Consider the following 17,475-nt stretch of genomic DNA (forward strand, 5'->3'; position numbering starts at 1 on the left):
TTGCTTGCCACGACAATTGAGGCACAGGTTATCTTATCCATGTAATTGTTTTTTAAATCCCATTGCGAGAATTTTAAAAGGTTGTATGGTAATCGCGTTTTATGAAACAAGGTTATCACATTGCCATTGTAGGAGCGACAGGAGCGGTCGGGGTAGAGTTATTACGCGTGTTAGAGCGACGCCAGTTTCCCGTGAAACAGGTGACTTTGCTGGCTTCCGCTAAATCGGTTGGCAAAAAACTATCTTTTCAAGGTCAAGAAATCGAAGTGAAAGAGTTGAAAGACGATGCTTTTACAGGGGTAGACTTTGCTTTTTTTAGTGCAGGCGCGACTCGTTCGCGTCAATTTGCTTCGGTGGCTATCCAAGCTGGAGCGATTGTGATTGATAATTCTTCCGCATTTCGCATGCAGTCCGATGTTCCGTTGGTGGTGCCAGAGGTGAATCCAGAGGATTTGAAAAAGCATCGAGGATTGATTGCTAATCCAAACTGTTCCGCGGCGATTTTAGTTGTGGCGCTTGCTCCTTTGCATCGAGCAGCAAAATTGAAAAGAATCATTGTTTCGACTTATCAATCAGCCAGTGGTGCGGGTGCGAAGGCGATGGCGGAATTACAAACGCAAACACGCGATGTTTTGGAAGGAAAACCTGCTAAAAAAGAAGCTTTTCCGCACCAAATTGCGTTTAATGTTTTTAATCACAATACAGCAGTTGCCGGCAATGGTTATAACGAGGAAGAAAATAAAATAGTTGAGGAGACACAAAAAATGCTTCATGCGCCTCAACTTCCTATTGTGCCAACTTGTGTTCGCGTGCCGGTGTTGCGAGCCCATTCCGAATCTATTTTAATTGAAACAGAAAAAAAACTCACAGTAGACGAAGCTCGAAAATTATTATCTCAAGCGCCTGGCGTTAAGGTAGTGGACGATCGTCAAGGTAATCATTTTCCCATGCCCATTGAAGCGAGTGGCGATTTGGAGGTGCATGTGGGCCGAATTCGTGAAGATCTTTTTTCTACGAACAGTTTAGCTTTGTTTGTGAGTGGTGATCAGCTTTTAAAAGGCGCCGCTTGGAATGCGGTGCAGATTGCGGAATGTTTGATCGCTAAGAAATAATTTTTTCATGAGCTTAATGGTTCAAAAATATGGTGGCACTTCAGTAGGCACTCCAGAGCGCATTAATAATGTGGCCAATCGCATTGCGCGTTGGCGTGCGGAAGGTCATCAAATTGTCGCTGTGGTCTCCGCGATGTCAGGTGTGACGGATAATTTAATTAAATTAGCTAAAGAAGTTGCGCCAGATCCAAGCGATCGTGAAATGGACGTTTTGCTAGCAACCGGTGAACAAGTGACGATTGCGCTTTTAGCGATGGCGTTGCACCATGCTAATGTGCCAGCGATTTCTTTTACCGGTGCGCAAGCAGGCATTCAAACTGATGGAGTGCATACCAAAGCGCGCATTAGCAAAATTACGCCGCAAAAAGTTCATGAAGCGCTGGATGCGGGCAAAGTCGTGATTGTGGCAGGGTTTCAAGGGCAAAATCCCGAAGGCAGTGTGACGACGTTGGGGCGTGGAGGCTCTGATTTAAGCGCGATTGCTATGGCAGCGGCGGTGAAAGCGGATTTATGCCAAATTTATACGGATGTGGATGGTGTTTATACGACTGACCCTCGCATCGTTCCCAGCGCCAAAAAAATTTCTGAACTTAGCTATGACGAGATGTTGGAAATGGCCAGTTTGGGATCAAAAGTGATGCAAGCGCGATCTGTAGAATTTGCTAAAAAATTTGGAGTCGTTTTTGAAGTGCGTTCGAGTTTAAATGATAACCCAGGAACTATTGTGAAAGAAGAAACCCAAAGTATGGAACAAGTGGTGGTGCGAGGTGTGAGCTTGGAAAAAAATCAGGCGAAAGTCACCATCAGCGGCGTGCCGGATAAGCCAGGCATTGCTATGAAAATTTTTAATGCATTAGCGACCACACATATCAATGTGGATATGATTGTGCAAAATGTGAGTGATGCGGGAGTAACCGATATTTCGTTTACTCTCAGTAAGGATGAACTTTCTCAAGCGCGTCGTGCTGTGGAACCGATTGTGAAAGAGATTGGAGCTTCTGGATTTAAAGCACAAGAAGGCATCGCAAAAATTTCGGTTGTAGGCATTGGCATGCGTTCTCACGGCGGTGTGGCTGCAGCGATGTTTGAAGCGTTATCTCAAGCGGGTGTTAATATTCAGATGATTTCCACTTCCGAAATTAAAATTTCTGTGACAGTCGATGAAGCCACAGCAGCCAAAGGGGTTCAAGCTGTGCACGAGAAATTTAATCTTTCGGCTGATTTGGCCTAGTTATCACTGTTTAATTAAGCGATTTTAACTTAAATACCGCAGTTGCTTGCTATTTCGGTCTCAGATCATTATAACTGATGATATGGAACGTCTTATTCCTTTAATTGAAGCGGAAAAACTTTCAACGCAAGATGCGGAAAAACTAGTTTTTTTGTCACCGGATGCTTTTTGTTTTCATCGGAGTTGGGGTTATGGTCAGGTTAAAAACTGGGACCTCGTAAGTGAACAACTTGTGGTGGATTTTGAAACCAAATCGGGCCATTTCATGAAATTTGAGTTTGCGGCTCAATCGCTTTCCTCGCTGGCTTCTGATCATATTTATGTCTTGAAGAAAAAAGAATTGGAACGTGTGCAAACTTTGGCCAAGGAAAAACCTTTGGAATTGATGGCGATGATCATTGAAAGTTTGGGGTCTAGCGCAACCTCTAGCGAAATTGAAAAGATGTTGGTTCCTGATGTGATTTCGAAGGATAAATGGAAAAAATGGTGGGAGGGTGCGCGTCGTGCAATGAAGAAAGATGGTCAATTTGTGGTGCCTTTATCCAAAACTTCGCCATTAAAAGTGACTGAAGTGCCGAAATCGAAGACTTTAACATTGGATGAAACATTAGAATTAAAAGGCATTTTGCCACAATTGGAAGCAGCAGAAGCTTGGTTGAAACGAGGGAAGGAGGCAGCAAAGGAAAATGGCACTCAACTGGAAGCGTTCATTCGCCAAATCGAAGCTTCTTTAAAACGAGCGCCTGCTTCGCAAAAAACTCAGGCATTAAAATTAGCTTTGGTGCGCGATGAGTTGGCTAAATTAGTGAATGTGAAGTCAGACTCTGACGTTGCTACAATTGGCTTAATTCATGAGTTGGAGCGGGATTTGGGAACGATCTTAGTGAGTTTTCCGCCTGATCGTCAAAAGGCCGTTTTGTGCACGATTAAAGAGGCGGAACCTTACACTTGGCCAGCGGCTATTTTGAAGTTGTTGAGTGTGGCTTCAGCGCGCTTGGTGGGTGTGATAAGAGACTTTTTTCGAGAAGAAAATCAGGCAGAGGTTTTTTTGGAGGGACTCAAACGGGCCGCTCGCGAGCAGTCGATTGCCTCGGAAGTTTTAGTTTGGGTGCTGAAAAATCGTAAAGGTGAATTGGGTGTGTTAATTGAACCGCGTTTATTTAACACGCTGATTGCCGCAGTGGAACGAGATCAGATCGGTGAAAAAAAATCCATCAAACTTCGCGATCTTATTTTGTCGGATAAATTGCTTTTAACTGATTTGGTGAAGGAGGCTGATTTGGATGCGGTGCGTGATATCACACGGGGTTTATTGTTGACTGCAGTGTTTGATGAGATGGATAAGCGGTCATTGCTTGCGCGTTTGATTAAGCTTTATCCGGAAATGCAGGAGTTGGTGAACGCGTCTTCTAGCAAGGGTCGTTCCAGCCAAACTAAGAAAGAAATGCAAAAAACTTCTTCAGAAAGTGAAGCTTTGATCGTTTCCTGGGAAAGTTTAGAAAAAAGAAAACAAGAATTAGATGAGTTGATTAACAAAAAAATTCCTGCCAACACCCAAGAAATTGCCGTTGCGCGTTCTTATGGCGATTTGCGAGAAAATAGTGAGTTTAAATTTGCCAAAGAACAGCAGCGCGTGTTAAGCCATCGTCGCGCGGAGTTGGAGCACGATATTTTACGAGCCAAAGGCACCGATTTTCGGGGTGTGGATGCTAAGAAAGTTGGGATTGGAACGGTGGTGGCAGTTAGCGGCGAAAATGGCGAAGAGATTTATAAAATTTTAGGTGCTTGGGATGGTGATCCTGAGAGAAAAATAGTTTCTTACCTGACTCCTTTCGCCAAAGCATTGCAGGGAAAATCTGTGGGTGAGCAAGTTGCGTTGCCCGATGTGGAGGGTAAAAGCCGAACTGTTACCATTCGTCGCATTGAACCTTTTGTAAAAGATTAAAAATATGAAGTTAAGTGAGATAACAGAAATTCGAGCGCGAGAAATTATTGATTCACGGGGAAATCCCACCGTAGAAGTGGAAGTGGAATTGGCTGAGGGGACGGTTGGGCGAGCGGCAGTGCCTTCGGGGGCGAGCACAGGTGAACACGAGGCTTGGGAATTGCGCGATAAGGATAAAAATCGTTATCAAGGTAAAGGTGTTTTAAATGCGGTAAAAAATATTCGCGCGATTATTGCAAAACGTTTGCTTGGTTTCGATGCGTTGGAGCAAGTAGGTTTGGATCAAGCCTTGATTGCTTTGGATGGAACAAAGAATAAAAGTCGTTTGGGAGCGAACGCGTTGTTAGGAGTTTCTTTAGCCAATGCGAAAGCTGCAGCGAAATCGCTAGGACTTCCTTTATTTCGTTATTTGGGTGGAACGAATGCCAAAGTTTTACCCGTGCCCTTAGCTAATATTATGAATGGTGGCGCGCATTCTGATGCGCCTATTGATTTTCAAGAATTCATGATTGTGCCGAGTGGCGCGAATACTTTCCGAGAAGGATTGCGCATGGGTGTTCAAGTGTTCCATGCTTTAAAAACGGTTTTGCACGATCGCGGATTAAGCACGGCTGTGGGAGATGAAGGCGGTTTTGCGCCTACCCTAAAATCTACGGAAGACGCTTTAGAAGTGATCGTTCTGGCGATTAAAAAAGCGGGTTATCAAGCTGGAAAAGAAATCTTTTTGGCCTTGGACGTTGCTTCAAGTGAATTTTACGATGCCAAAAGTAAAAATTATATTTTTAAAAAATCGGATGGTCGAAAATTATCAGGCCCGGAATTGATTGCGTTTTATCAAAAATTGCAGAGAAAATATCCTATTATTAGCATTGAAGACGGTTGTGCTGAAAATGATTGGACCAACTGGAAAAAATTGACTGAAGCGATGGGAAAAACGACTCAATTGGTGGGTGATGATTTGTTTGTGACGAATGTGGATTTTTTGAGACGAGGTATTGAGCAGGGTGTGGGTAATTCCATTTTAATTAAAGTTAATCAAATCGGCACGTTGACGGAAACTTTGGATGCGATTGAATTAGCGAAACGCAGTGGTTATACTGCGGTGATTAGTCATCGTTCCGGAGAAACAGAAGACACTACGATTGCTGATATCGCTGTGGCGACGAATGCGGGTCAAATTAAAACGGGATCTTTTTCTCGGTCGGATCGTCTGGCGAAATATAATCAACTTTTGCGCATTGAAGAAGCGTTGGGCGATCATGCTATTTATGGATGTGGCATGAAATAAAGGGCATGGATCGCTTCCTGCAATCTGCTTTTTTTATTTTATTTTCCATTTTGATTTCATTAGGTGAATCGACGTGTCTTCATGCGGAAGATTCTACTCAAACTGAGGTGCGACAACTGAGTCAAGAAAGAGTGAGTTTGCTCAAGACTAATTTGACACTAAAAGGCGCGCCGCAATATTTTCAATCGCTTTATGAATTGGGCGGAGTGTATTGGAAGCATGCGCTCAAGTTAAGAAATGATGTTATGCTAATGCAAGAGGCACAAAAAAAATGGCAAGCGCTATTGGAAATAAAAGAAGCGAATTTAGAATGGAAAAATCGCGCGCATTTTGCGCTGGCAGAATCTTATTTTTTTCAGACTAATTTTTCTTTGGCTATGGAACATTATCATGCTGTGCGGCCTCGTTTTGAAGTGGTTACTGCTTTAAAAAAAGAGATCGCGTCATTAGAAGAAAATAAGAGTCGTGCGCAAGAAAAAGAAATTTTAAAAAATTTGTTGCAACAAACTCAATCTGGAACTGATTTAAAAATAGAATCACAAATTCGAACAGTAGCATGTCTGAATAACTTAAAGAGCTATGGCAAGGCGAGGCAATTGGTTGAGGAATGCTTGCCATTGGCTAACGAAAAACAAAAAGAAAATTTAATTTATCAAAAAGTTTTATCTGAATTATTAGAGGGAAAATCGGAAGCTGAAGAGGGTTTAAAATCATTTGAAGCACATTATGGTTTTAATGCATCGACTGAGGAAGGCTATTGGATTTGGATTCAAAAATTACTAGCAAAAAAAGATCAAGAAAAAGCTATTTTTTATTTAAAAAGATTAATGGATCAATCTCCCCAAGGACGTTTTGCTAAAGAAGGGCAAGCTTTGTTAGACAAGCTAAATAAAGAAAAAGCAACTCATGCAAATTCTTCTGAGCTTTCTTGGAGTGAGATATTGGCCTTAGCGAAATCGCTTCGTGACAAAGACGCGGAGCGAGCGCGAAAGGAGTGTGATCGCATTATTGCAGCGCCTTTGCAAGAAGTTGCTTTAAAAGTAGAGGCGATGTGGTTGGCAGGTGAAATTTTACGAGATCAAAGAGAGTATGATAAAGCAGCGGGTTATTTTGAAATGATTGATGTTTTTTTCGGGGAGTCTGCTAAAGAAAAGTCGATGTTAGGATTGTGGGAAGCAGGAAAATGTTATGAAAAGGCAGGTATGAAACAGGAAAAAAAGCGGGTTTACGAAAATTTGCTTGAGCGTTATCCAGAAAATCCTTTTCGTAAACAAATCGAACTTTCGCTAAAAGAGTTGTCATGAAAGCGGTGTGTGTCTCGGATGTGTTAAAGCAGTTGGAAAAAACTTATCCCAACGCTCATTGCGAACTCAAACATCGTAATGCGTTTCAATTGTTAATAGCCACCATTCTTTCTGCGCAATGCACCGATGTGCGTGTTAACCTTGTCACGCCAGGCTTATTTCGACAATTTCCGAATCCTAAAAGTTTTTCGCAAGCGCCCTTGGAAAAAATTGAAGAAGCCATTCGCTCAACCGGTTTTTATCGCGCAAAAGCAAAAAATATCCAAGCCTGTTGTCGTATTTTAGTGGAAAAATATGGTGGCAAAGTTCCTAAGACTATGGAGGATCTGAGAGCTTTGCCAGGTGTGGGGCGCAAGACAGCGAATGTTGTTTTGGGTAATGCGTTTGGGATTGAAGAAGGGATTGTCGTTGACACGCATGTCAGTCGTTTGTCTCAGCGTTTGGGGTTAACAAGACAAAAAACGCCGGAAAAAATTGAATTGGATTTAATAAAAAAAATTCCTCGCTCGTCATGGACACAGTTCTCACACTGGCTGATTTGGCATGGGCGCCGTCGCTGTTACGCTCGCAAACCGGACTGTTTGCATTGCGAATTAGCTTCCCTTTGTCCCAGTTTTTTACGATGCTAGATTTGCTATGAAAAATTATTTTGCGATTGTGGGATTAATTTTGAGCGTTGTTTCGCTTCACGCGGTATCACCACAATCGGTTTTGGAAAGTATTTCCATGTCAGTTACCAATAATCATTCGGAAAAGTATTTGTATGGGGTGCAAATTACCGAATCGGTAGACGAGGAGGCGTGGTTTTTTCAATTTTACGATCCTAGCTATAAGGAAGATCAACATTGGGTGAAAGCGCATATCGGAGAATTGGTTTCCGATCGATCTGGGGCACTGCCTGCTTTTGAGGAGGCGGGATTGGCAAAATTGTTGGAGCAAGATTTAACCGTGGATTTTAAAGATCTGAAAGCGAAAGCGCGTGAAATGGCGAAAGTCGCCGGTGCGTCTCCCAACCAATTTCGTTATGTGTTGAAACATCCTCCGGGAAAAAAAGCGGCGGCTTGGTATATTTCTCTTTTAGACTCTCAATCTAAAATTTTGGCGCAGCTCGTTTTAGATGCGAACTCTCGCAAAACAGTAGCAACTTCCTGGAATGAAGATCAGTCCACAGCAACTAAACCGAAAAAAGTAGCAAAAACTTCCACTGCAAAAAATGAAACACCGAAAAAACAAGCGCCCAAGAAAAAACAAGGATTTGGTAAGTCTGTTGAAAGAACTTTTCTTGGAATTGGTGGGGATTTGGAAGAGTTTTTCACTGGCGAACGAACGGTGGATAAAGAAAATAATTAAAATTTTATTTCCAAGCGATAAAGTTAAATAAAAACTTTTTAATGAAAGAAGAATTTTTTTGGATCGGTTTTAAGGATTTCCAAAAATTTTTTTTGAGCGGGAGAGAAAATGCGATTTTGTTGGTAGAGAATGCCTAAAGGGCGACTGTAATCGCCTCCGGTAAGTTCGAGTATTTTTAGAAATCCATTATTAGCCTCTTGAATAACGGTGGCTCGGGGCACGATAGCAATGCCGGCATCGATTTCAACAGCGCGTTTCACGGTTTCTATGTTGTCAAATTCCATAATGGGTTTTATTTCAAAGCCTATGTCATGAAACATTTTATCAATGGCTTGACGCGTAGGAATGTCTGGCTCGAAGGCGATGAATTTGTGAGGAGCGAGATCGGGTAGGGTAGCGTGGGTTTGTGACGCTAAAGGATGGGTGGGTTTGCAAATGGCGACCAGGTTGTCTTTGCGAAAAGGTTCTATTTTGATATTTTTTCTTGTTACAGGAAAGGCGACGAGTCCGATATCTGCGATGCCGTGTAAAATATCTTCGTAAACTTGATTACTGCGTCGGTATTCGAGATGAATATTAACGGACGGGTAATTCTTTAAAAAAGTTTTGAGGTAAACAGGAAGTTCGTGAAGACCGATACTGTAGACCGTGACAACTCGAATGGTGCCAGTCATAATATTGTTAAGTTCTTGAAAGCGATGTTGTAATTTTTCGTAAATTTGGGTTAATTCGCGACTAGCTTCATATATGATTTCTCCTTCACTAGTGAGGGAAAATTTTTTACCATGCCTTTCAAGAAGGGGCATGCCGAATTGTGTTTCCAAAGTTTTTACCTGTTGTGAGACAGCAGATTGAGAAACCTTGTTGAGATCGCCTGCCTTACTAAAGCTTTGAACATCAACAAGATCTCTAAAGACCTTGAAACATCCGAGCTGCATATATAAATATAAGCCAGGCTAATAAATTCGTCAAACTAAGGTAATCAAGGTAATCGATGGGAAGTATTGCTGATAATATTACGCGAGTTCAGGGACAGATTAAAGAGGCAAGCGCGCGTGCGGGTCGGGGTGCAGAAGAGGTTCATTTATTGGGCGCTTCAAAAACCAGGACGCCAGAAGAAATTTATGAGGCGGTGGAAGCCGGGCTCTTATTATTTGGCGAGAATCGGGTGCAAGAAGCTAAACAGAAAATTCCGTTGTGTTCATCTCGTGCGGAATGGCATTTTATTGGACATTTGCAATCAAATAAAGTGCGTGATGCTGTGGCGCTTTTTTCCTGTATTCAGTCGATCGATTCGGTTTCTTTAGCAGAAACGGTTTCCCAAGAGGCAGAAAAACAAGGGCGGACAATGGATATTTTGGTGGAAGTCAACGTGTCTGGGGAGAAAAGCAAGTTTGGCATGAAACCTGAAGAATTATTATTTGCTTTGGAAAAGGTAAATGTCTTACCGCGTTTGCGAATTTGTGGTTTGATGACGTTGGCACCGTGGGAAGAGAAACCTCAAGAGGCGAAGCCTTATTTTGCGAGGTTGCGTGAATGGCGGGATCGTGCGGAGAAGGAGCTTGGTATTAAACTTCCCGAATTGTCGATGGGTATGAGTCATGATTTTTTGGAAGCTATTCAGGAAGGCAGCACACTGGTGCGCGTTGGCACGTCAATTTTTGGTCAAAGGAAAAAAAGTAAACCGTAGAAAAAACTTTTCACAGTAAGTCTAAAAACTGGATCCTCTGGGCAATCCGTCAGTTGACGGACGAGGATGGGGTTGGGCGTTTCTTACTTTTCTTATCCTTTATCTTTTTTAAAAATTTCGCCAATTAAGGTTGCGGCATCGACTCCACCAGAAAGGGATTCTTCAAAACTTCCCTCGACCATTACGGCAAAGGCATAGCGTGGGTTGTCAGCAGGCAAAAAGCCAGCAAACCAAGCGATTTGGCGCGGTTTGGCTTTGCTGCCCACTTGGGCAGTGCCTGTTTTTCCTGCCACTTGTATGCCAGAAACTTGTGCTCTTCGGCCTGTTCCTTCTTCTGTTACTGACACCATGGCTTCTTTGACAAGATCGAATTGTTCAGGAGTAAAAGATAAGGTGTTAAGAATTTCAGGAGGAAACGTTTTTACGGTTTGGCCGTTTTGATCAAAAAATTCGCTAACGATTCTGGGACGATACAAAGTGCCATGGTTGGCAATGGCTGCAACGGCATTGGCTATTTGCAAAGGGGTTGTCAGGAGATCGCCCTGACCAATCGAAACGTTGGCGACATCACCAGCGCCCATAATGCGACCATATTTTTTTCGAATGTAGTCAGGTGTTGGCATGAGACCCGCCAATTCGCCGGGTAGGGGAACGCCCGTGATTTGGCCTATGCCAAGATTAGTAGCGACGTTGATCAAAGCGGTTCGTCCGGTTCGTAAACCTAAGTCGATAAAGTAAGTATTAATGGATTGAGCAAAAGCGTTGCGAAATGAGACGGGATAAGTTTCTCGTGGTAGATTGAATCGCACATTGCCAATTTGGTAGTAACCTTTGCAATAAACGATGCGTTCAGGATCAAAAGTGCCTGCTTGTAAAGAAGCTAACGTAGTGATGATTTTAAAGACCGAACCAGGCGGATGAAATTGTCTGATGGCTCGATTTTGTAGTGGGTTATCTTCTGCCTGCAAAAAGCTTTGCCATTTTTCTGAAGATAGAGCGGGTAAAAAGTCGTTAGGATCAAAAGTGGGTTGGCTTGCCATAGCTACGATATCGCCATTGGTTACGTTCATAATAACAACAGCACCGGCGGCAATATTTGTTAAACTTTTTTCCACGGCTTTTTGTAGTTCGAGATCGAATGTAGTTCGAATATTTAAACCTGAAGTGGCTTGTTTTTCGATAGCGGTGCGCTGCGTAAAGCCTTCGGGTGTGGTGGCGATGACAAATTTTCCTGCTTGTCCATTAAGTTCCCTATCAAAAATTTTTTCTAACCCTTCCGCGCCTTGATATTGATCGTAAATGACTAAGTTAGCTTGATAAGGGCCAATGCGTGGTGTTTGAGCGCGTTGAAGATAGCCAAGAGTGTGGGCAAGCAGTTGGTTTTCGGGATAAACTCGTTTGGGATAAGTTTGGAGGACGAAACCTTCATCTCTCAATTTACTGTTGTTGAATTGAGAAACTTTTTCGGGTGTTAAATCGCTAATGACAACAGGTTGAAATCGTTGAAAGTTATAATGGTTAGTCAATGTTTCATTGGAAAAGGTGATGGATTTTTCTAGCCAATTTGAGGCAAGCTCTAATTTGGGTTTAATCCAAGTTAAGGCTTCTTCTGCTGAGTTTGCTGTTTCTAAGCTTGGCCAGGGCAGAACGAGGCTTTGGCCCGAGAGAGTTGTGGCTAAGGGTGAACCGTTTGCCGCGACGATATCTCCCCGCAGAGGTGGCATGATATATTCTGCTACGGGAGGAATAGAAGCATGATCGTTTTCCTCGGAAGGCGCTTGAGAAATGAGTTCGGAAGGATTAGAAAAAAGTGTTTGTAACCAACGAGACCAATCCTCATTTTCTGCAACGCGATTGATGCGTGAGACAGGCAGTGTATTCATAGAGTTGAGCTGGGATTGTTTAAGATAAACAAAGGTATCACCTGGGCTGGGAGCAAAACCAGCGAGACCTTGAACGGTTCCAGTATTTTTTTCCACTTCGACTTTGATGAGACTAGATGGAATCGCAAAATTGGTGGGAGAAGAGGGGAGTCGGTTGACTATTTTTTCCCATAATGGAATGGCTGTTTTCGAGGCCAACGTTTTATTGCCAATGGAAATGGATGGATCATAACCCACCCACACTCCGGTGACCCAGCGCGGAGTGTAGCCTAGGAACCAAGCGTCTCGCTGATTTTCAGAAAAACTGCTAACACCCGTAGCGGGTTGGGTTAAGTCTTGTCGCCATGCTTTGTCTCGGAGAGTTTGCTCTAAAGTTAAGGTCATTTGTTGAGCAGTGAGAGCTTCTAGTTGTGGCAAACCAGCGACATGAGGTCGGCGATAAAGCAATTTATTTTTTCCGTCGCGAATGGATCGAATAAAGAAAGCTTTTTTCTGGGTGCCTTGGTTAGCCAGAATCTGGTAGAGCGAGGTGATCTCCCAAAGAGTTAAAGGTCTAAAATCGTGAAAGGTTTTTGGAAGAAAATTTTCGTCAAACCTAATACCAGTATTTTTTAGCCACTGCGCTAGATTAGCTAGTCCGATTTGGTGAGCGGTTCGAATGGCCGCGGTTTTATAATTTCCAGCCAAAGCATCTTGCAAAAGAAAAAAGCGTCTGTTGAGATTTTGTTCTGGATTGCCAAAAGTTATGGCTTGGGATGTTTTGATTTCGGGTTTGTCGATAAAGGAGCTGTCAATGAGAGAAGCTGGGTGCCAACCTAGATTTTGCATGGCTAAAGCATATAAAAAAGGGTAGAGTGAAGCGCCATTGTCTCGTTGCGCCATGGTGATGCGATCAAATTGGCTTTGGGTAAAATCTCTTCCTCCCACGTATGCTTGAACGGCGCCTTCAACAGCGTCCAAAATTAAAACGGCCGCTTGTAAAGGGCCTGGATTTTCAATAGTTTTGCGTAGGTTTTTTTCCTGGGTTAATTCCCATTCAACCTGGGTCAGAGTTTCTGAAACTGCCCGCTCTGCTGCTTGTTGTAAAGTTGTGTTGAGCGTAGTATACACCCGGAGGCCTTGAGGAAATTCATTTTCTTCGAGTTGTAAAACTTCCTGCAACTCTTGCATGATGAGAGGGGTGAAATATTTGTTTAATCCTACTGAAGTTTCTGGAACGAGACGAATTCGTTTTTGTCGCGCTTGCCAGGCTTGTTGTGATGTGATGAATTTTTCTTCCACCATGGTTTGTAAAACACGATCTCTTCCCTGAAGCGCTTTTTGATAGTCGCGTCTCGGTGAGGCGCTATTAGGAGAACGAATTAACCCGGCGAGCATGGCGCATTCCCCGAGGGTGAGTTGTTTAGCTGATTTACCGAAATAGCCGCGCGCTGCGGCTTCTAAACCAAAATAGCCTTTGCCGAAATAGATTCGGTTGATGTAATAATCTAAGATCTCCTGTTTGGTAAAATGATTTTCAATACGAAGCGCTAAAAAAGTTTCTATTAATTTACGATCCCAAGAGCGTTCAAACATGCCGATAGCATTTTTGGCGAGCTGCTGGGTAATGGTGCTTCCACCTTGAGTAAATTGGCCTGATTTTAAGTTAACTACGAGAGCCCGAACAATTCCGATGATATCAATGCCGTAATGCCAATAAAAACGACGATCTTCTGCGGCAATAATAGCTTGGCGCATGAGGTCTGGAATTTCATTATGTTTTAATACGATGCGATTTTCTAATGCAAGTCGTCCGATTTCCTTATCATTATCATCATAAAAAATGCTCGTTTCATTGTATTTTGCGAGATCGTTCAGATCGTATTGTTGTGCAAGTTGATAGTGCGTTTTAACTTTGGGATAAAGCAGCCAAGTCGCTAATGTGATCAAGAGCAGAAAAAAAACTAAGCTTAACGTAAGAAATCGTTTCATTGCGTAGCTTCTTCCAATGTTCCCTCGGAAATTTCTTCTGTAGCCGGCAAAGGTTGTTCCTGTGGAGGTGAAGAAGATTCTTGAGAATAAATGGTGGCTTGAGGAATATAACCCAGTTGTTGGCTTAATGAACCCAACCAGTAGCATCGCCAAAATTGGCGCAAAGCTTCCATGCGGTCTTGGTCGTCAGGACTCATTTTTAGCACAGTGGCATATTCGTAGATCATGGCTAAAGGGGAGGTGTCGATATCGACATTTTGTGCTGCAGCCATTCCTTGACGTGCTGTGATTTCAGCGTTTTGTAACATTTTTTCTAGAGCGAGGCGGTTGCTTAAAGACCATTTTAAAGAATCTAATTTGAGTGAAGCGTTCCAATAAAAATATTTTTCCTTTAAAAGATCGGTTTCTAAAAAATAATTAATATCAAGAAAACATTGGGCGACATCATTGAAAGCAAATGAGGCGGCAGAAGTGGGCTGAGGTTGGGGTGGGCGATAGGCAGGGCCGGGAGTAAAACCGGCGTTCGCCAGAAGTGCACGTGGAATTTGATGCGTTTCCCATTTTTTTTCCCAACTACGCTTGATGCGTTGTAGTAAGGTAGTTTGGCTTGCCAAACGAGTGTCCCAAATTAGTGAAGATTGCCATTGGCTAGCGCGCTGTTTGATTTGGCCAGTAAAAGATTCACCTTTAGCTAGGAGCGCAGGTGTCAATTGATTGAGCCAATCGGTGGCGCGATGAGAAAAAGCGGAGGAGTCCGATTTTTTAAAGTTACGCTGGAAAACGGGAAAAATATCTCGGAGTTGGGTCTGATAGGTCACATAATAAAAACCGCTCATGAGCAAAATAGCTGCTCGTTTTTTTTCATCTTCGGTTGCATCTGATTGCGAATGCCACGCTTGTCGGGCAATGGCAAGAGGACCCTCCAGTTTGGTTTGAAGAGTGAGCAACCAGTCATTGCGTTCTGACAAAAATAGACTGAGGCTCAAGTCGTTTTTATCCCATTCTTTATCTTGAGTTTTTTGAATGACGTCATCGAGTAGGCTTGAGGTTTGAGTGACAAAAGATTTTAATTGAGCTGAGTTTAAGTTAGTTTTGAAAGCTTGAGTGGCGGCGATTTCGCTTGAGGCGTCAATAAGGAGACGATAAGCCGCGTAAACTTGGCCAGCTTGGTAAGCTTGCGAGCCTTGTTCAAAGAGCGACAAAGCGCGTTGCCAGATGGCTTGTTCCCAAGGAGAAAGTTGCTGTAGGGCTTGTGTAGAAGGCCAGAGATTTTTCGTGCGCAACAGTTCGTTAATTTGATTTTGGCAACGTTGCGCTAAAAAACTGAATGTGCTGTTGGAATAACGACAGGGTGTGGTATTCCAAGTTGCTGAAGGCAGGCTGTGATCCAATGCTATTTCGGCAGCTTCAGCTAAGTTTTGGGCATAAAAAACTTTTAATTTTAATGTCTTGGCTTTCGCGGCGGTATCTAAAAGTTTATTGGGATGAGTGCGATCCAAGTGTTGATTGTCAGATAAAATTATTTTTTTTATACCGGTGTTGACAGCCAGTTCCATGCGTGATTCAACATTTTGAACAGGACCGAGCGATTGATCGGGTAGTAGAGTAGCGAGAAGTAATGTGTCTTGAGGATAGTCGATGCCGCAAGCGGTAGCGAGTAAACCGAGCGATAGCGAAGCGCAGCTTTCTGAATCGATGGCACCGCTAAGTTCGCTCAAAACCCAATCAGCATTTTGCCAGGGTTGTTGCCACAATATTGCACTGGCCAGGGTGGCGGGCCAAAGTTGTTGGGATAACGATTGTGTGGTTTCAGGTGACATAGCACCGTCAAACCGAAAGTTAATGGTTTCTGAAGTGGTTTCGATTTGGGGATTCCATTGAATATTAAGTTGGGAGAGTGTGATGTTTGAGTTTTTATCCAAAACGAAAAGAGGAATTTTTTGTTCAAATAATTCTTCTGTTTTTTTAAATAAAGGGAGCGATGCCCCGTGGGCAGGGAAAATAAAAACAAGAAATAGTCCTAACCATTGGCAGGTTCGTTGATAAGAAAAATAATTACACATGGAATGATCATTCATTAAGCGATCTGGCGACAAAATCAATGAACAACCCTAATGGGGAGAGAATTAATGAGTTAATTCTCAGTTCTTGTCGTGAGTTTTTTGGCGTCAACGACTAGAAAACGGCCACGATTTTTTCTCGCTAATCCTTCTAAAAATTCTTTTTCATTGGGTTTTTCTGCCGCTGTGAGGAAATAGATGGCATGTAGTCGCACAGGTTCGGTCAAAGTTTTTTGTAAATCTGCTGTTTGTTTCCAAATTTCTTCAGCAGGAATTTTTCCGCCTTGAGTTTTATTAGCGTCTCCGTCGGAAATCAGATAAATAATGTCGGGTTGCATGGCGAAAGCTTGTTCAATAGCCAGATCGGTGCGTGTGCCGCCCATGCCATCTTCTAAAAGATCCCCACCTATGACGCGCTGTTGTTTGCGGACGCTGGTTTGCGGATCTTCAGAGATGCCTTGAATCCATTTTTTGGCTTCCGCTTTATTTTGATCGGTAGAGGGAACCAGTTGCGATTTAAAGGCGAGGGAGCCTCCTTCCCAAATAATAAGGCCAAATTGTGTGTTAATACTTAGGCCATCTATGAGTTTCATGGCTTCTTGTTTAATCATGTAGTAAGGCATTTTGATCATGTTTCCGTTAAGACTTCGTTCGAACATGGTGTTGGAAGCGTCAACAGCGATAACAATTTTAGCGCCGGTGTCTTTGATGCCGAAAAAGCCGACCGAAGAACCATTCCCTACGCCTGTTAAGCCGGCTTTTCCGCCAAAGGAACTGGAACCGGATAAGGATAAAACGCCATCGGAGATAACGGCGGATGCATTGAGCGGTAAGGATTGGTCGAGAGGAAGTTTAGGCAATGGAGGTAATCCTTTATCCATCATGCGTGTACTCGTAAGAGGACTGCTAAAGGCTGGAGTAGAAGCAGCTTCTTCAAAGGCAGCTAGAGCCATTTTTTGTTCACGTTCGGGGGAGGTAATTTTAAATTTTTTTGGTTCAGCAACAAAAGTAGCAGGCGGAGCGATGAGATATTTGGCCACAATGACGGCACCGGCGATGATACCTGCTAAAATATGAGCGCCCAGGCTAATCAAAAGGATAGTGATAAGCATTTTTCGGCGTTTATTTTTTTCGCCTACGCCTTCTTTAAGCTGATCTATGCTGATATCCATAATTTCGTAAAGGTTATAGGTCAAAATCGTCTTCGGGATCGGAAGCAAATGTGACGCCTTTGATACCTGCCAGGGCACAAGTGTTCATAACATCGATGATGCGTTGATGCACCACGCCATCTTCGGGAAAAAGAGTAACTAAAGCTTCGGCTTGGTTAGCATCGCTAGCTTCTTTATAGCGTTTTAAGGTTTCAAGCAATTGAGGCAATTGTGAGTCGGTGGGACTATCTAAAGTTTGTTCGTTGAGTACGACTTGGCCATTGGCGCGAATTTCGATGCGTTGTTCATCGGGCAGATCGACTGATTCTTCTTGTGACACGGAGCCGGGAAGTTTGGTGCTGACATCGGCTTCGGGTTTTACGGGTTTGGAAGTCAGAATGTAGAAGAAGAGTAGCAAGAAACATACGTCGATCATGGGTGCGATTTGAAGTTCGACTTGAGGATGTTCAGTTTTTTTAGGGGTTGCCAT

At 43.1% G+C, this 17,475-nt stretch carries 13 protein-coding genes; 8 read left to right on the forward strand and 5 right to left on the reverse strand.

What is annotated here, in order from left to right; genetic code table 11:
- Window positions 1–101 precede the first annotated feature (101 nt).
- The 7 genes from K1X66_02545 to K1X66_02575 all read left to right on the forward strand — a co-directional run bounded on the left by K1X66_02545 (window position 102) and on the right by K1X66_02575 (window position 8,230).
- A complete protein-coding gene (locus K1X66_02545) occupies window positions 102–1,112 on the forward strand; it encodes an aspartate-semialdehyde dehydrogenase (GenBank protein ID MBX7157254.1) in 1,011 nt (336 codons plus the stop codon).
- A gap of 7 nt (window positions 1,113–1,119) precedes the next feature.
- Window positions 1,120–2,343 (forward strand): aspartate kinase, encoded by a 1,224-nt coding sequence (locus tag K1X66_02550; GenBank protein MBX7157255.1) that lies wholly within the window; start codon window positions 1,120–1,122, stop codon window positions 2,341–2,343.
- Between the two features lie 82 nt (window positions 2,344–2,425).
- Window positions 2,426–4,288: a GreA/GreB family elongation factor gene (locus tag K1X66_02555; protein MBX7157256.1), complete on the forward strand. Its 1,863-nt coding sequence runs from the start codon at window positions 2,426–2,428 to the stop codon at window positions 4,286–4,288.
- Between the two features lie 4 nt (window positions 4,289–4,292).
- Window positions 4,293–5,576: a phosphopyruvate hydratase gene (eno, locus tag K1X66_02560; protein ID MBX7157257.1), complete on the forward strand. Its 1,284-nt coding sequence runs from the start codon at window positions 4,293–4,295 to the stop codon at window positions 5,574–5,576.
- Window positions 5,577–5,581: 5 nt separating this feature from the next.
- A complete protein-coding gene (locus tag K1X66_02565; protein ID MBX7157258.1) occupies window positions 5,582–6,880 on the forward strand; it encodes a tetratricopeptide repeat protein in 1,299 nt (432 codons plus the stop codon).
- Window positions 6,877–7,509, forward strand: coding sequence for an endonuclease III (gene nth, locus K1X66_02570; GenBank protein MBX7157259.1), 633 nt, complete (start codon window positions 6,877–6,879; stop codon window positions 7,507–7,509). Before K1X66_02565 ends, nth begins: the two co-directional genes overlap by 4 nt.
- 7 nt (window positions 7,510–7,516) lie before the next feature.
- Window positions 7,517–8,230 (forward strand): hypothetical protein, encoded by a 714-nt coding sequence (locus K1X66_02575; GenBank protein ID MBX7157260.1) that lies wholly within the window; start codon window positions 7,517–7,519, stop codon window positions 8,228–8,230.
- 38 nt (window positions 8,231–8,268) lie between these two features.
- Here the strand turns inward: K1X66_02575 and K1X66_02580 are convergent, their stop codons facing one another.
- Window positions 8,269–9,168 carry a LysR family transcriptional regulator gene (locus K1X66_02580; protein ID MBX7157261.1) on the reverse strand — a complete coding sequence of 300 codons (900 nt, stop codon included), beginning with the start codon at window positions 9,166–9,168 and terminating at the stop codon, window positions 8,269–8,271.
- Between the two features lie 56 nt (window positions 9,169–9,224).
- Between K1X66_02580 and K1X66_02585 the strand changes: the two genes are divergently transcribed.
- A complete protein-coding gene (locus tag K1X66_02585; GenBank protein ID MBX7157262.1) occupies window positions 9,225–9,920 on the forward strand; it encodes a YggS family pyridoxal phosphate-dependent enzyme in 696 nt (231 codons plus the stop codon).
- Between the two features lie 92 nt (window positions 9,921–10,012).
- Here the strand turns inward: K1X66_02585 and K1X66_02590 are convergent, their stop codons facing one another.
- The 4 genes from K1X66_02590 to K1X66_02605 are packed head-to-tail and all read right to left on the reverse strand — an operon-like array spanning window position 10,013 to window position 17,475.
- Window positions 10,013–13,774 (reverse strand): transglycosylase domain-containing protein, encoded by a 3,762-nt coding sequence (locus K1X66_02590; protein ID MBX7157263.1) that lies wholly within the window; start codon window positions 13,772–13,774, stop codon window positions 10,013–10,015.
- Window positions 13,771–15,852 (reverse strand): hypothetical protein, encoded by a 2,082-nt coding sequence (locus K1X66_02595; protein ID MBX7157264.1) that lies wholly within the window; start codon window positions 15,850–15,852, stop codon window positions 13,771–13,773. Before K1X66_02595 ends, K1X66_02590 begins: the two co-directional genes overlap by 4 nt.
- A gap of 56 nt (window positions 15,853–15,908) precedes the next feature.
- Window positions 15,909–17,006, reverse strand: a complete 1,098-nt coding sequence (locus K1X66_02600) for a VWA domain-containing protein (GenBank protein MBX7157265.1) — start codon at window positions 17,004–17,006, stop codon at window positions 15,909–15,911.
- A gap of 13 nt (window positions 17,007–17,019) precedes the next feature.
- Window positions 17,020–17,475, reverse strand: a complete 456-nt coding sequence (locus K1X66_02605) for a biopolymer transporter ExbD (GenBank protein ID MBX7157266.1) — start codon at window positions 17,473–17,475, stop codon at window positions 17,020–17,022.

This window comes from Verrucomicrobiia bacterium (genome assembly GCA_019694135.1).
In the GTDB taxonomy this organism is placed as follows: Bacteria; Verrucomicrobiota; Verrucomicrobiia; order JADLBR01; family JAIBCM01; genus JAIBCM01.

Excerpts from the sequence above, each read along its gene's own strand:
- nth (MBX7157259.1), top strand. The coding sequence starts at position 6,877 with ATGAAAGCGGTGTGTGTCTCGGATGTGTTAAAGCAGTTGGAAAAAACT.
- K1X66_02585 (MBX7157262.1), top strand. The coding sequence starts at position 9,225 with ATGGGAAGTATTGCTGATAATATTACGCGAGTTCAGGGACAGATTAAA.
- K1X66_02565 (MBX7157258.1), top strand. The coding sequence starts at position 5,582 with ATGGATCGCTTCCTGCAATCTGCTTTTTTTATTTTATTTTCCATTTTG.
- K1X66_02590 (MBX7157263.1), bottom strand. The coding sequence starts at position 13,774 with ATGAAACGATTTCTTACGTTAAGCTTAGTTTTTTTTCTGCTCTTGATC.
- K1X66_02595 (MBX7157264.1), bottom strand. The coding sequence starts at position 15,852 with ATGAATGATCATTCCATGTGTAATTATTTTTCTTATCAACGAACCTGC.
- K1X66_02605 (MBX7157266.1), bottom strand. The coding sequence starts at position 17,475 with ATGGCAACCCCTAAAAAAACTGAACATCCTCAAGTCGAACTTCAAATC.
- K1X66_02555 (MBX7157256.1), top strand. The coding sequence starts at position 2,426 with ATGGAACGTCTTATTCCTTTAATTGAAGCGGAAAAACTTTCAACGCAA.
- K1X66_02575 (MBX7157260.1), top strand. The coding sequence starts at position 7,517 with ATGAAAAATTATTTTGCGATTGTGGGATTAATTTTGAGCGTTGTTTCG.
- K1X66_02600 (MBX7157265.1), bottom strand. The coding sequence starts at position 17,006 with ATGGATATCAGCATAGATCAGCTTAAAGAAGGCGTAGGCGAAAAAAAT.
- eno (MBX7157257.1), top strand. The coding sequence starts at position 4,293 with ATGAAGTTAAGTGAGATAACAGAAATTCGAGCGCGAGAAATTATTGAT.
- K1X66_02545 (MBX7157254.1), top strand. The coding sequence starts at position 102 with ATGAAACAAGGTTATCACATTGCCATTGTAGGAGCGACAGGAGCGGTC.
- K1X66_02580 (MBX7157261.1), bottom strand. The coding sequence starts at position 9,168 with ATGCAGCTCGGATGTTTCAAGGTCTTTAGAGATCTTGTTGATGTTCAA.
- K1X66_02550 (MBX7157255.1), top strand. The coding sequence starts at position 1,120 with ATGAGCTTAATGGTTCAAAAATATGGTGGCACTTCAGTAGGCACTCCA.